The following is a 12788-nucleotide window of genomic DNA, read 5'->3' as shown; positions in this document are numbered from 1 at the left end:
TCTGGATCAGTATAAATCGTATGCGGAAACCATATTCTTCCCTCTTTCGCCCAAAAGCTTTTGAATGTATCAAGGTGCACCTCTGCATTATCATAATATTTGTAAATCTTCTTTCCGGAAGTAGTCTCGCCTGTTTCCTGACTGTTCTGGCGAAGTTTCAGGTATTCAAACTTGCCATCCCTATTCATCCATCCGAATCGGTCATTCTGAAGGCACAGGTCTTTTATAACATTAACTGCATTTATCTCATTCGCATTGTTTGTATATGGCACATAAGCATCATCCCAGTGCAGCTTTGTAGATACCTGTTCAATGCCTAAGAATTTAAACAACATATCGCGGAACTGTTTCTGTGTAAGTTTTTTCTTCTTATCAGCAATCTGGCTTTTGTACCATCTTGCAATATCTGTGTTTCTGAGATCATACAGATAATCGTAGGCTACAATCTTCCTTGTCGAATAGATAGAAGTCCTCTCTGCACTTGCAATCCTGCCTGTGAATACCTTTATCTTTGTTTTATTGCATTCCAGATACACCTCAATCCTTCCTGACGGATATGAGTCTTCATCGGTTCCCCAGAACTGTTTATGACCTGTTTCAAACGACACTTGATTTGAGATGCAACCGCCGAATATAAAATACTGCTCAGAACAGATGGACTCCTGAAGAACAAAAGTATTCGCTTTTATACCGCCATTTTCATGAGTCAGATCCTCAAACTCTCCATCTATCCAGTGTACTGTCACGTAGACTGGCTCTGTATTTTCCTCAGTTTCTCCTATATTGCTGTCAAATGGATTTTTGCCATCGTTTGTTACTTTAATTTGAAAGCTGTCGGAACCAACAAATCTGGTAATGCCGTCAGAAGTCATGTTATAAAATACTGTTATGGTCTTCGACCCTGCTTTTGAACTGTCAAAACCAGATATTGTATAGTCTGTAATTTCTTTTTCACTTCCATCATTCCTTACTTCCACAACAGTTAGCCCTGATGGGTCGAATGTTTCTCCAATTTTATAATAAATCTTGTTTGGATAATGCGAAATTCGGATTCCTTTCAATTCATACACTGTTACTTTGAATGTGGCTGTATAATTTTTATGCGTTACGGAAATTTCTTTCTCGCCAGCAGAAGAACTATCAAGTTTTGATACACTATAATCTGTCAGCTTCCTTGATGTTCCGTCTGTGTATTTGGATATCACTTCGAGACCGGACGCATCGAGACTGTCGTTTGTGTAATATTCTGTCTTTATCGGCGTTTTAGAGACTTCTATCCCAGATACACCAATTACCATGATTGTAAATGTAGTCGTAAACTTATTATAAGTTACTGTTATTGTCTTCTCTCCACCAGATGACATATCTGGACTTGAAAGAGGATAGCCGCAATTTCTTCTTTAATCCCATCCGTGTATACCTGAGATACAATTATTCCACTGGATAAAAATTCGTCATCTTCATAGTATCTCGTTTTTGTCGGAAGACTTGTTACTTCGATTTTGGCTACATCTACAACCATAATGTCAAATGGGTCGTGAAGCTCTCGAATGTTACCGTTATACTTTTACTACCGTACGATGTCATATCTGGGGATGACAAGGTATATTTTTAATCACTCCTGAACTACCATCATCATAGACAACATTAATGATAAGCCCAGAAGATTTAAACGTTTCATTAATCATATACCTAGTTTTATCGGGCAATTGCGCTACTTTGATTCCAACAAGTGATGCAAAATTATATGGTCTATAAGAAATATTCCAATCAAGTCCAGACTCGTCCTGGTGTATGAACGACACCTGTACTGGATTTTCCGGCGTAGCTCCGTTCAATGACAAGTTTGTAGTCTTGCCGTTGCTAGTTAAGCTAGATGTTCCGGCATAGGTGCTTGTAGATGCAGGAGACTGGATTACGTTCAGGTACATATCGCCATTGTTAAATAAGAATAATTCATATTTTATCTGGCTTTCATGTGCTTCAGGGGCTGCAAAATATGTATATCCTTCTACTCGTATTTTAAGAAGTTTTATACCACCGTCTAATGCAGTTTCCATCCTGTAAATATTGCGTAACTCCATCACTAAAAATAAGCTGTGACCTGGGAACCCCAAATCCAATCCAGTTTGTTACCGTTAACATAGAGTTTATCTGCGATCACATTGTTGAATCTAAACCAGCTAACGCCATCCAGTATATCTGTCCCATCATCCTGTCCGGAGTTCTCTATTAGTTGCATCCCAGTTAAAGTATTAACGACCTCAGAAAGTTTATACGTTGTTACATCAACGTTGAATGTATCACTTTTATCACCTATAAATACTTTTACAGTTTTTGTCCCAGTCGAACTGAAATCATAACTTAATTCATACAAATCTGTTTCCTGTACAGTTCCATCTTCAAGGGTTATCTGTACAGTTAAATCTGCTTTGGAGATCGTTTCTCCGACATGATAAGTTTTTGATGGATAGTTGACTATTTCAATCTTTAAAATATTATTGATTGCTTCAAATTGGATATTGTTGCTATTTGCATAAGTCTCTGCTGTTGAACCAACATATCCGCGAATTGTCTTTACATAAATCGAGTATTCGCCAATCAGAACAGTTCTGCTCAGAATGGTTAATACTGCGTTTTTATTGTCGATTATGGTTCCTGTTATTTCTTTCAATGACGATGGCAATGTTAATTCTGTCAATCCGCTACAGTTATAGAAACATCCACCTTGCAATGTTTCCAGTCCCTCTGGAAGTAATAATGTTGTAATTAGTGAGCAACCGGAAAAGCAGCTTTGCCCTATTGTCTTTAATGTAGATGGAAGTGACACTTCTGTAACATTTGACATGCCATAAAAGCAAGCTCCAATTAATCCAGTAATACCTTCTTGGACTACGATTTTTTTGACTTGACTAGAGTGATCTCCTTTTCCGTCAAAAATTCCACCGCCAAAATAACTTGGGGTGTCTATATCTTTTGTATCGCCCGTTCCCGAAACCGTTAATAGACCAGTAATCAGGTTAAGCGAAGCTATGGCATCTGTTTCTACATTTGCCCCAATATTTGCAGTAACCGTATCGGATACGTGTACTGTGTATGTGGTGCTTAATCCTCTTACAGTCGCTGTGATAACCTGTTCTCCGGCAATCGTGTTATCAAATCCAGAATATATTAATTCATAAACACTCTCTTCTTCTCCATCATCGTATGTAATAATGCCGTTAGCACTTTCAAAATCATCACCTATATAGTATTCGGTCTTGGCACCATCAATGGTTAACGTAGCGGTAGCTGCGACATATATACTTTTTGTTGTGGCTGCTCCTTTATATGAAATCGTCAGTTCCTTTGTGCCGGGAGTAGCGCTGTCAAATCCAGAAACATCAAATCCAGAAGTCAATGTTTCATTCTTTCCACTATCCCATACTGCCGTTACGGAATATATCTCTAGTGTTTCATTTAGAAGATAATGATCGCGAAGATTGAACTTTGTAAGTTCTAAGACTGTATCCTCTTTTACAGTGATTTCAACAGGCACGCTATAAGTTTTATATGATAATTTTACAGTTTTTGTTCCAACTGTAGATACATCAACATCGGGAAATGTAAAATTACTTACTGCATTCGTGTTTCCTGATGAGTCATAGGATTCTACCGACAATTCCGACCAATCTAATGCGTTTGGGACGTATACTGCTGCAGGGTTTGTCTTAATTCTTACCCCTGCTTCTTTTATCGGTGTGTATTTCGAGCGGATTACTTTTGGCTTTATTCCAGCATTGCTAATAAGTCTACTGATAGGATATTTTTTAAAATCGCTATGGTATTCTGCTAACACAATATCTGTGGTCTTTCCATTTGTGACTTCACAATCTCCAAATAGCGTATTGTATTCATTCTTCGCACTTTTAATTATATATACAAATATATTCCCGTCATCAAATAGAAAAACTTCGTATTCATATGCGTATTTGTCATAATAATGATTATATATTCCTTTTAACTTCAATTTCAGGAATTTAGCTCCTGTGTCAAGAACTCCTTCTTGCCTATATACGTCATTTATGTTGTTCGCCGCTTTAGCCCAGAACATCTTTAAGTGTTCCACATCTGCCCCGAATCCAATATATCCTTTACCGTTTATATAAAGTTTATTCACAGCATTTCCGGCGTAATGATACCAAGACGCTCCTTCTATTTCCAAAGTCTTTTCCTGCACAACATATTCATTGACTTTAGTCATCCCATCCGCTTTATTTAGTAATGATTCAAACGTGTATGTTGCCATATCTGTCCTCCCATATATAAAATAAAGAGCACATGAGCTGTGACACCCATGCACTCTGGTTTAATACTCTATCAGTGCGATCCTGATGCTTGCATAAAAGATCATGTTTCTTTTCTTATCGATCTCGTTTACTGTGAAGTCTATATCCGGGATGTATACTTCTGCATCTTCGTAAGTGTTTGTCTCGTCATTCCAGTAAGTGATCTTCCCTTTTCGCTCTGCTTTATTTGTAATCGCATTGTTTATGATATTCTGGCACTGGATTTTTTCTTCGAGTGTCAGATCGTCTACTGTCTCGAACTCAATTTTTGTACGGTTGTGGTCCATTACATCCCTGTGCAGATATCCTTTTGTATCTGACCAGGGGTCGTTTTCAAGTCTCTGATTTGGTGTACTCTTCCAGCCACCTTTCTTGATGTATTCATGCGGGAAAACCTGTCCTCCGAACTTTAGCAGCCAGCCGCCGAAATTCGCAGCGGATCCTGAGCTAAACTCGCTCATATATTCACCTACCCTTCAAAGATTCCGAAGCCTGTCCGGTTCCTGTATTGTCCATTCTGATCGCGAAGCCAGCGGATGAATTCATTTCCGTCAATATTCAGTACAATGTACTGAGGAGAACTTCCGCCATTGTTTCCAGATTCCCTCAGAGCATCCATCATTGCCTGCTTCATAGTCGAAAGAGGAGATACAACTTCTGTCTCACGCTTGTTATCACCGAGGATTGCTGCAAACTCTCCGGCATTTCGTGGCACAACTGTACCTTTTGCCAAGTATGGAATCTGCGGTGCTGTCATGGTCGGGATTGTAAATCCCCAGGTGCTTCCTCCAATCTTCGGTACCCAGTTCGGAACCTTTATCTTCAAATGGTTTAAAACTCCAATAGCTGTATTGACGCCCGAGATAATTCCACGAATCATTCCATTAATCAGTGCAATAACCCCATTGATAGGCACTTTCGCAATTCCTACCAGTGCTTCGAACACGCCTTTGAAGATATTCTTTACGCCTTCCCACGCACGTTTCCAGTCACCTGTAAATACACCAACAATAAAATCGATCACGCCGCCAAGGGCTTTCAGTATTCCAGCAACTACTTCGCTTACCGAATCAAACAATTCCAGAAATACATTGCCAATAATACTAAGAGCACTTGCTATTTGCGGAGCCACATTGCCAATAATGAACTTAACCAATGGTACTAATACGTTTTCCCATAGAACTTTCAGTGCATCTACGATTTTTCCGATAAGTTCGATTGCATTATGTACAGCATCACCTACAGGTCCTGCCATGATCTCACTAATCTTAGCTGCCAGTTGGTCTAATACAGGCACTATGTAGCTGTTATAGGCATTTAAAAATACTGTGAGTATTTCAGATAGCCCGTTAGCAAGAGAATCGAAAAAAGGCTTGATATGAGCATCATACATAGTGATAAGTTCATCCATAGCAATCTGCCACGCATCTGCGATAGCCGTAATTACTGTCTCTATTGGCTGTAATGTATTCTCAATAGTCTGTTTAATCAGTTCGGCATTCTCCTGTAATGGAACCAGGAGCAGGTTGATAGAATCTCTAAGCATCTGCCCGGCCAACGTCAATGCCGTCATAACGGTATCTGATATGATCTGTATCACACTTCCTATGATGTTCTGCGTGGTCTGTCCGCCAAACACAGAGAATATATCTGCAAAAACTGCCGATAAATCACCTATTTCATCTGCGATTTCTCCAGCGACATCAAACATCTTGATGATAAATTTCTTGATTCGGTCAACATTCTTTGACAGATAAGATTCTATTCCCCCAACAAGTGCAGCTGCCAGGGTAAGTCCAACCTTTGCTATTGAACCGGTTATCTTTCCGAGATTCTTAACTACCTTTTTTGCAAACTCCGAAGCAGCTTTCTTGACATCAGGATCCGTAAAAATATCTGTCAGATACTTCTTGATATTCCCAAGATCACTGATTAGTTCATTCAGCATCGGTTTGTAGTCTCCAAGTCCCTCAAAGAACCCGCCCTTGAAGATGTCTCCAAGTTCTTTTAGCTTTTTCGCCAGTTTTCCTACTGCGCTGGTTGCCTTATCTGCTTCATCTGACACATCGGCAAGCTTTCCGTAGTCCACATTGCCAATATCCCCGATTCCTATATCTGCTATAGCCGGAGTCTTTGTTGAGTCGGACGTGTCTGAGTTATCCTTGCCTATGACATTCAATTCATCAAACGATGCAATGTTCTTCTTCAGTGCCTTATTCTGCTTTTTCAGTGCCCCTGTGCTGTCCTTCGTGGAATCTGTTACATTCTGCGTAGCATCAGCCAGACTATCAGCTCCATCAGCAGCGCTGCCATAAGCATCTTCTGTGGCTGACAGATCAGTTCCAGTAAGTCCCGCTCCACTGGCTCCCGTCTGCCCGGATGATTTGTTTCCGGTTATCAGTTCCGTAAAGGACTTAAAAACATTTGCAACCGTGGCAAGTTTTGTCAATAAGAGATTTATCACTTTTATGACCGGAGTGAAGATGTTAATCAGTCCTTGTCCGACTGTAGCTTTCAGGGACTGGATCTGCAGTTGCATCACCCTGACCTGGTTCGCCCAAGATCCGGACGTTCGTGCGAAGTCTCCAGAAGCATCCGATAACTGACTTGTTACAAATTTCAGTCGCAGCGCAACCTTCTCCTGCTCTGTCATGGCAGATGTGGTCTTTCCGAAACCATTTGCCAGTGCGAACTGATCGAGGGCCGTCTGGGTCATTACAACACCGAGGTCCTTCAAAGATTCCGTTTCACCAGTAAAGACGCTCTTCAACTTTGTGAATGCTTCTCCCTGATCCAGATTATAGAAAGATGCAACATCACCTGTGAGCTGAGTCAGCTGAGTAGACATATTGTACGCCTGCTCCTCTGAGAATCCGAAGGCTTTTGCCATAGCTCCAAAAGTACCGGTGTACTGCTTCGCCATTGTTTCGGAGAGTCCGGCAGATGTCATGGCACTTTTAGCAAATTCGTTGACCTTATCTGACATGGTTGTAAATGTAACATCTACAACGTTCTGGACTTCTGCCAGATCAGAGCCAAGTTCTATACACTCCTTGCCAAATTGTGCAAGTTTTCCAATCGCCAGTGCTGTGCCAACGAGTGTGCCAATCTTCTTTATCGTGCTTCCAAGTTTATTGAAAGACCCTTCCATTCGGGAAGCGCTATTTCTGACTGTTCTTTCAGCTTCTGGCATTCCATTTCGGATTCCTGAAGTATCAAGTCTCGTATCAATTACGACTGTACCGTCTGCTGCCACATCATCCACCTCCTAGCCGGTTGAGTTTTTCATTCAGTGCGTCTTTATATGCCTGTTCTTCATCTGAAAGTTGTGTTCTTATATCGATAATCTTCTTGTTATCGTAATAAAACTTTTTCTCCCACTTCTCAAGTCTTTCACCATGCGCTTTCTTTGAACGAATGCCAAGTACTGTATTAAATAAGCATTCGCCCGCCTCCATAAAATAGCTAAAAAACGTCCACCAATGCATGTATGGTACTGCTCTAACCTCCGTGTTTGCTACTTTGTTTACCGCAGGTATGATCATTTCTCCGTCCTGCCCCCAGTCCATCAGACGTGGTTTAGGTTTTCCCGGGTCATCGTCCGTCTGTCCGCAGTCAATAAATTCACAAGCCTTCCTGCAGGCTTCTTCCACATGCTCCGGTGGGATATTCTCCCAGTTTTCGTAAAGAATCTTTAGCATTACTAATCTTTTTCCATATGCGTTCAGATTTGGGTCATTCTGTGCGATCAGAATGTCTATGATTGCGCGAAAATCCGTCCTGATAGAAAAAGACACCCCGCCGATATTCAGCGAGGTGGGTAATTCATAGGCATTCATTTTGTATACTTCTCCGTATATTTATCAACTTCTGCCTGCATTTTCTTTCTTCTCTTTTCAATTTCCGGTGCGATCGCATCAGCTACCTTGTCCAGAACGATATTTGCAAACATCTGCCCGTTTCCAAATACCGTAGTTGCTGTGATCGGTTCCCTGAAAAGGTCTTTTGATGCTTCATAGCCGAGCAGATAGTTGATCTTATCCTGAATCAGTTCATTCAATTTTGCTGCTTCTTTTGCAGATGCAACATTTTTAACCGTTTCTTCCATCTTCTCAAAAAACGCAGAAACTTCTTCTGCTCTGGCAGCAATATTTACATCTGTTGGATTCAGCCTGAATGATGCAAAGATTTCATTCTGATTATTCGTAAATGTAAATGTGAGGATTCCATCATCAATCTTCGTGTTAATTGTTTTCGACATCTAAGTTCTCCTTTCAGACGCTAGGCGTAAATGTTGCTGTAGCGAGGTCGAAGGTACCTTTTGTACGCTTTCCAACATAATTTACACTGAACGGGATCTGATATCCGGATGTATCACCGCCGTAAGATGTCGGCACAATATAGCAGGCCTGCTGGTACGCTTCATACTTGCCGTCTGTAGTCTCTTTCCACAGATGAGCTTCTACAGCATTCGTTTTAAGATTATCGTCCTTTAATCTCTCATCAATGATCGTCTGTAACTTATCAGACAGCGTTGATTCTGTGTCTGCATAATACGGGTCCGCATCCGAAGATACCTCATATCCGTTATGCTTAAATGTAGATTCTCCATTGATGTTCTTAGAGGTCTCTGTATCTGGATTAAGTTCAACATTGTACTCTTCCAGATCTTTCCCTAACCGTTCATACTTTGGTGTTTCTCCTTTGCACAGAGAACCCGCATCAATGAAATGTGCCATATATTTACGGTCAATTCTTCCTGTAACTGCTCCCATAAAATGTTCCTTTCTGTCTGTATTCCAGACCATTATTCATTTTCTGTATAAATAATTCTTACCTGTATCATGTAACGTGCCAGTCCTGCCTCATAATTAACTCCTGACAGGTTCGGCATGTTCTGAAGGTTCTCCATCTTCTCAATCGTGCAGTTCTTTCCGAAATCCGGATATTCTTTCTTTTCGTTCTGCTCTTCCAGCCACTCCATGAATGTCTGGGCGAAATTCATCGCTTCCAGATTCAGGTCATCTGATTCGGAAGAATATTCCTTTACGATAATGATCGAGAATCCATATTCTTTTAGTGCATCACCGGTTATGTATTTCTTTCTGACCTTATCTGAATAATTTGTGATCAGAGATATACCGTTCGGTGATTCCGGTGAAAAGTTAAAATTAAGCATACTCCCTGCCAGCTCTTTCACTTTCGGTACGAAGTATGCTTTTACTGCATCATGTTTACTCATATTTACCTGCTCCTCAAGTATTCCTCATAGGATCTTGTAAGATCATCTTTCCTTGCCGTCATCATTGCTTTGTCCCAGTGATCTGTTGCAAGAGGATGCCTGAACTTGCTATATTTAAGTTTTCCTCCCGTCGGGGTCTTATGTGGAGGGGAATAGAATCCCATGATTTCTCCTCCGTCCATAAGCGGGTAGTTCGGACCATATACCTCACCGATATACTGATAATGCGCATATGGGCTGTTATATGTTACATGTCCACAATTCTCATCTGCTGTGATATCTATGTTCTGTGAAAGTACCAGGTTATCTGCCGGTACATATGGATCCATAAAACGTACTGCGGAATTTGCAAGGAATAGCATTCCCTGTCTTCCCCCAGTCACTCTTCTCGCTATATTTGACGGAGAATTGTTCCAATTAAAGCGTGTTCTCATATTCAGCCTCCCAGTCTGTAATGTTTTCCAAGTGGGAAACTTGTGTTATCCGAAAAAGCCGTTACCTTAAAGGCATTCGGTTTATATCTGTTGAGAACCTGTGCTGCAGTCTGGCCGGACGTCCCCGTGATTTCTTCAGAGCATTCTCCCAGAATCACGATATCTCCCTGAAGTATAGAAATCGGTTCCTTGCAGCTTTCTTTCGGGATTCTGGCTACATATGTGTTCTGCACGTTCACTTTTGTTTCATTAAACCCCGTATTCACAACCATTTTCCAGAAGCAATTATGGAACACTGATTTTACCCAGTGTTCCTTATTATCCTTCATTGCCTTATGATACAAAGTGATCGTATGTACGTAATTCGGATTCATAACTGCATTCCTCTGTATAAGAGACCTGTGTTTCCAAGATACTTATAAATGATCTCTCTCTCCTTTTTGCTCTTTCCTTCCTCTGTATACGAAGACTGGGATAAGTCAAAGGTCCCTGATTCTCCGTCGTTCGAATAGGAGGAAAGGAGACCGCCTCCTTGTTCTGCTGCCTTCTGAGCCACTGTATCTGCCTGATACAGCAATTCTGCAAGCTCACAGGTGCAATCTTTCACATCTTCCGTGATAAGGTCAAAATCAGCTGCCAGGCGGCTCATGGTATACTGATTTAATACGCGTTCCGCCTGTTTCTCCCAGTAAGGGTATATCCCTTCCGGAATTACCGGAGATCTTCCTAACAGATACCCTGTTTCGTAATAGCTACGGTCTGCATACATTTACGTCACATCCTTATATCATTCATTTGCTTTTAATACAGAGAACGGGCATCTCTTTGTTTTATCTTTCTGGAGACTATTGATCGGATTCGGAATCTCCCAGCCAAGACGCATAACTGCTCTCAGAGCTACCATGTCATTCTGCATCAGGTTGTATGCGATAGAACCATCTTTATTCTGTACAACGCCCTCTGTAAAGAGTTTGAATGTGATGTCCTGGCGGATAGAATATACCAGCTGGGAGAAGTCTCCGGAGATCATCAGAGCTTTACTCTTATCGAAAGCACCATTATTTGGGAAGTTCATTGGACTTCCATCCAGGGAATAATTGGTTCCTGTCTGCATGTCGCTCTTGAACAGGGGATTTCCGGTTGTATCCTTTAATTCTCTCAGTTTTGCTCTCATAGAGATGTCTGCCATATGTCCATTTACGAAATATCCGCTGTTCTCTACTTTTGCAATCACGCCGTCTACTCCCATGATCTTGTCATAGAGGTTATCATCACTTCCGATTGTTACTACGGACTTCGCTGCATTCGCAGTAGTTACAACGTCATCTCTCCAGGAAGATGGTTTATCTGTGCCAAACAGGATAGCTCCATCAATCACTTTTCCAAACGCTTCAATGATTCTCGGTCTTACTTCGGCCCAGATATCATATTCTGAATCGTCCAGTACTGCTTCCGGTACCGGCACGATAACTGCGATTTCTTCTGCAGTGATAAACTTATTGCTCCATGCCTGCTTTGTAGTCTGTTTCTGACCTGTATCGCCATTTACGAAGTATGCGATTGGCAGCATATCAAGAACCGGCATTTTGTACTGTCTTGATGTCATATTTGCCATTCTTCGCCCTCTCTGGAGCACTGCTGACTGGGTAACTACTCCCTGGATGATCTCATTTGACTCCTGTACCGGAATCAGAGACTCAGCTCCGGTTCTGTCAATAATGTTTACGTCGTTATCAAAAAGTCTTAAATTCATTCTGTTTCTGTTCATGTTTCTCTCCTTATCTTCTCATTGCTGCACGGATCCGGTCATTGATTGACGCATTGACATTTCCTCCGGTGTTCTGATTATCAGCTCCCGTGGATGTGGAAACTCTGTATGCTCCTTTTCCGTAACGTGGATTTTCTTTCAGAAATTTATCTGCTGCCTTTATAAAATCAGTCTTGTCATCTACAAGCTTATTGACTTTAAAAAGAACATAATCCATATCTTCTGCCCTTACGCCTTTTTCTGACAGGATTTTTTCATTTTTATACTGCTGCAGTTCCTGCTTATATGTGTCTCTTTCTTTTGTGATTGCATCGACATCCGGCTGATTTGCTTTCTGTTTTGCTTTAAAATCCGCAATTGCAGTAGTGATCTGTTCCTCACTTAAGCCCTGCTGTCTGTAAAAGCTTGCCAAGGCTGCTCTTTCCGCCTTCTGTGCTCTGCTATTTGCAATCTCTTCCGCCTGTTCAAATGTGTACCCAGTGTTTCCGTTCTGGCCGCTGCTGCCAGTCCCACCATTTCCGTTCGGATTCCCAGTTCCGCTGTCTCCGCCAGTTCCTCCTTCATCGAAAATGTGTAAATTCATTAATTTATTTTTCATTGTTTTCCTCCATATTCCCAGAGCTTTTATCTGTCTTCATGTTTTGGACATAATAAAACCAGCCTTGTCGGACTGGTCAAACAAACTCTATGCAGTTATATTCCTGATTAATGGCTGTAAGCCCAAGAAACCAGGAGTCTATCAAAAGTTTTCCCCTGTCGTCCAGGTCTTTCCATTTTATCGTGGTCTTTCCGGAAGCTGTCTCTGCTCTGATCCGGTTGTCCGTCAGGTCTTCCAGGGAATTAATCAGATTACAGGTCAGAGCTGAAATGGCAGAACATACAATATCCTGTCCATTTACTGATCTGCACGCATGACCATTCATCTGTATTTCGGAAGAAGTTATTTTAACTATTATCATTTTTTGTTTCTCCTAGTGTTTTAACTTTTCAAGTTCCAGTATTCCAATCTCTGCTTT

General features: G+C 41.2%; 15 protein-coding genes. All 15 read right to left on the bottom strand.

The features are described from left to right. A partial coding sequence (locus tag AC058W_RS03340) for a bacterial Ig-like domain-containing protein (RefSeq protein ID WP_479389715.1) occupies nt 1–1364 on the bottom strand: 1364 nt, incomplete at its 3' end. 219 nt (nt 1365–1583) lie between these two features. Continuing rightward, nucleotides 1584–2060, bottom strand: coding sequence for a hypothetical protein (locus AC058W_RS03335; RefSeq protein WP_479389714.1), 477 nt, complete (start codon nt 2058–2060; stop codon nt 1584–1586). Between the two features lie 26 nt (nt 2061–2086). Further along, nucleotides 2087–4288: a bacterial Ig-like domain-containing protein gene (locus tag AC058W_RS03330; protein WP_479389713.1), complete on the bottom strand. Its 2202-nt coding sequence runs from the start codon at nt 4286–4288 to the stop codon at nt 2087–2089. Between the two features lie 60 nt (nt 4289–4348). Beyond that, nucleotides 4349–4789, bottom strand: coding sequence for a DUF6711 family protein (locus tag AC058W_RS03325; RefSeq protein ID WP_479389712.1), 441 nt, complete (start codon nt 4787–4789; stop codon nt 4349–4351). A gap of 8 nt (nt 4790–4797) precedes the next feature. Next, nucleotides 4798–7584, bottom strand: coding sequence for a phage tail protein (locus tag AC058W_RS03320; protein WP_479389711.1), 2787 nt, complete (start codon nt 7582–7584; stop codon nt 4798–4800). A 1-nt stretch (nt 7585) separates the two neighbouring features. Then, nucleotides 7586–8167, bottom strand: coding sequence for a Gp15 family bacteriophage protein (locus AC058W_RS03315; protein WP_479389710.1), 582 nt, complete (start codon nt 8165–8167; stop codon nt 7586–7588). Then, nucleotides 8164–8589, bottom strand: a complete 426-nt coding sequence (locus tag AC058W_RS03310; RefSeq protein WP_117843799.1) for a hypothetical protein — start codon at nt 8587–8589, stop codon at nt 8164–8166. The genes AC058W_RS03315 and AC058W_RS03310 overlap by 4 nt, the downstream gene beginning before the upstream one ends. 13 nt (nt 8590–8602) lie before the next feature. Continuing rightward, nucleotides 8603–9136 (bottom strand): hypothetical protein, encoded by a 534-nt coding sequence (locus AC058W_RS03305; RefSeq protein ID WP_117843800.1) that lies wholly within the window; start codon nt 9134–9136, stop codon nt 8603–8605. Continuing rightward, nucleotides 9136–9570, bottom strand: coding sequence for a hypothetical protein (locus AC058W_RS03300; RefSeq protein WP_479389709.1), 435 nt, complete (start codon nt 9568–9570; stop codon nt 9136–9138). Before AC058W_RS03300 ends, AC058W_RS03305 begins: the two co-directional genes overlap by 1 nt. A 2-nt stretch (nt 9571–9572) precedes the next feature. Then, nucleotides 9573–10004 (bottom strand): minor capsid protein, encoded by a 432-nt coding sequence (locus AC058W_RS03295; protein ID WP_479389708.1) that lies wholly within the window; start codon nt 10002–10004, stop codon nt 9573–9575. 2 nt (nt 10005–10006) lie between these two features. After that, nucleotides 10007–10378: a DUF6751 family protein gene (locus AC058W_RS03290; RefSeq protein WP_479389707.1), complete on the bottom strand. Its 372-nt coding sequence runs from the start codon at nt 10376–10378 to the stop codon at nt 10007–10009. Next, nucleotides 10375–10773 carry a head-tail connector protein gene (locus AC058W_RS03285; RefSeq protein ID WP_479389706.1) on the bottom strand — a complete coding sequence of 133 codons (399 nt, stop codon included), beginning with the start codon at nt 10771–10773 and terminating at the stop codon, nt 10375–10377. Before AC058W_RS03285 ends, AC058W_RS03290 begins: the two co-directional genes overlap by 4 nt. A gap of 18 nt (nt 10774–10791) precedes the next feature. Next, nucleotides 10792–11772, bottom strand: a complete 981-nt coding sequence (locus AC058W_RS03280; protein WP_479389705.1) for a phage major capsid protein — start codon at nt 11770–11772, stop codon at nt 10792–10794. A 10-nt stretch (nt 11773–11782) separates the two neighbouring features. Further along, a complete protein-coding gene (locus tag AC058W_RS03275) occupies nt 11783–12370 on the bottom strand; it encodes a hypothetical protein (protein WP_479389704.1) in 588 nt (195 codons plus the stop codon). Between the two features lie 76 nt (nt 12371–12446). Further along, entirely contained in the window at nt 12447–12731 is a 285-nt protein-coding gene (locus tag AC058W_RS03270; protein ID WP_479389703.1) for a ribosomal-processing cysteine protease Prp, read from the bottom strand. Between the last annotated feature and the right edge of the window lie 57 nt (nt 12732–12788).

Source organism: Blautia sp. CGZ-1-C1 (genome assembly GCF_056504575.1).
This window is presented reverse-complemented; position numbering and strand designations above follow the sequence as displayed.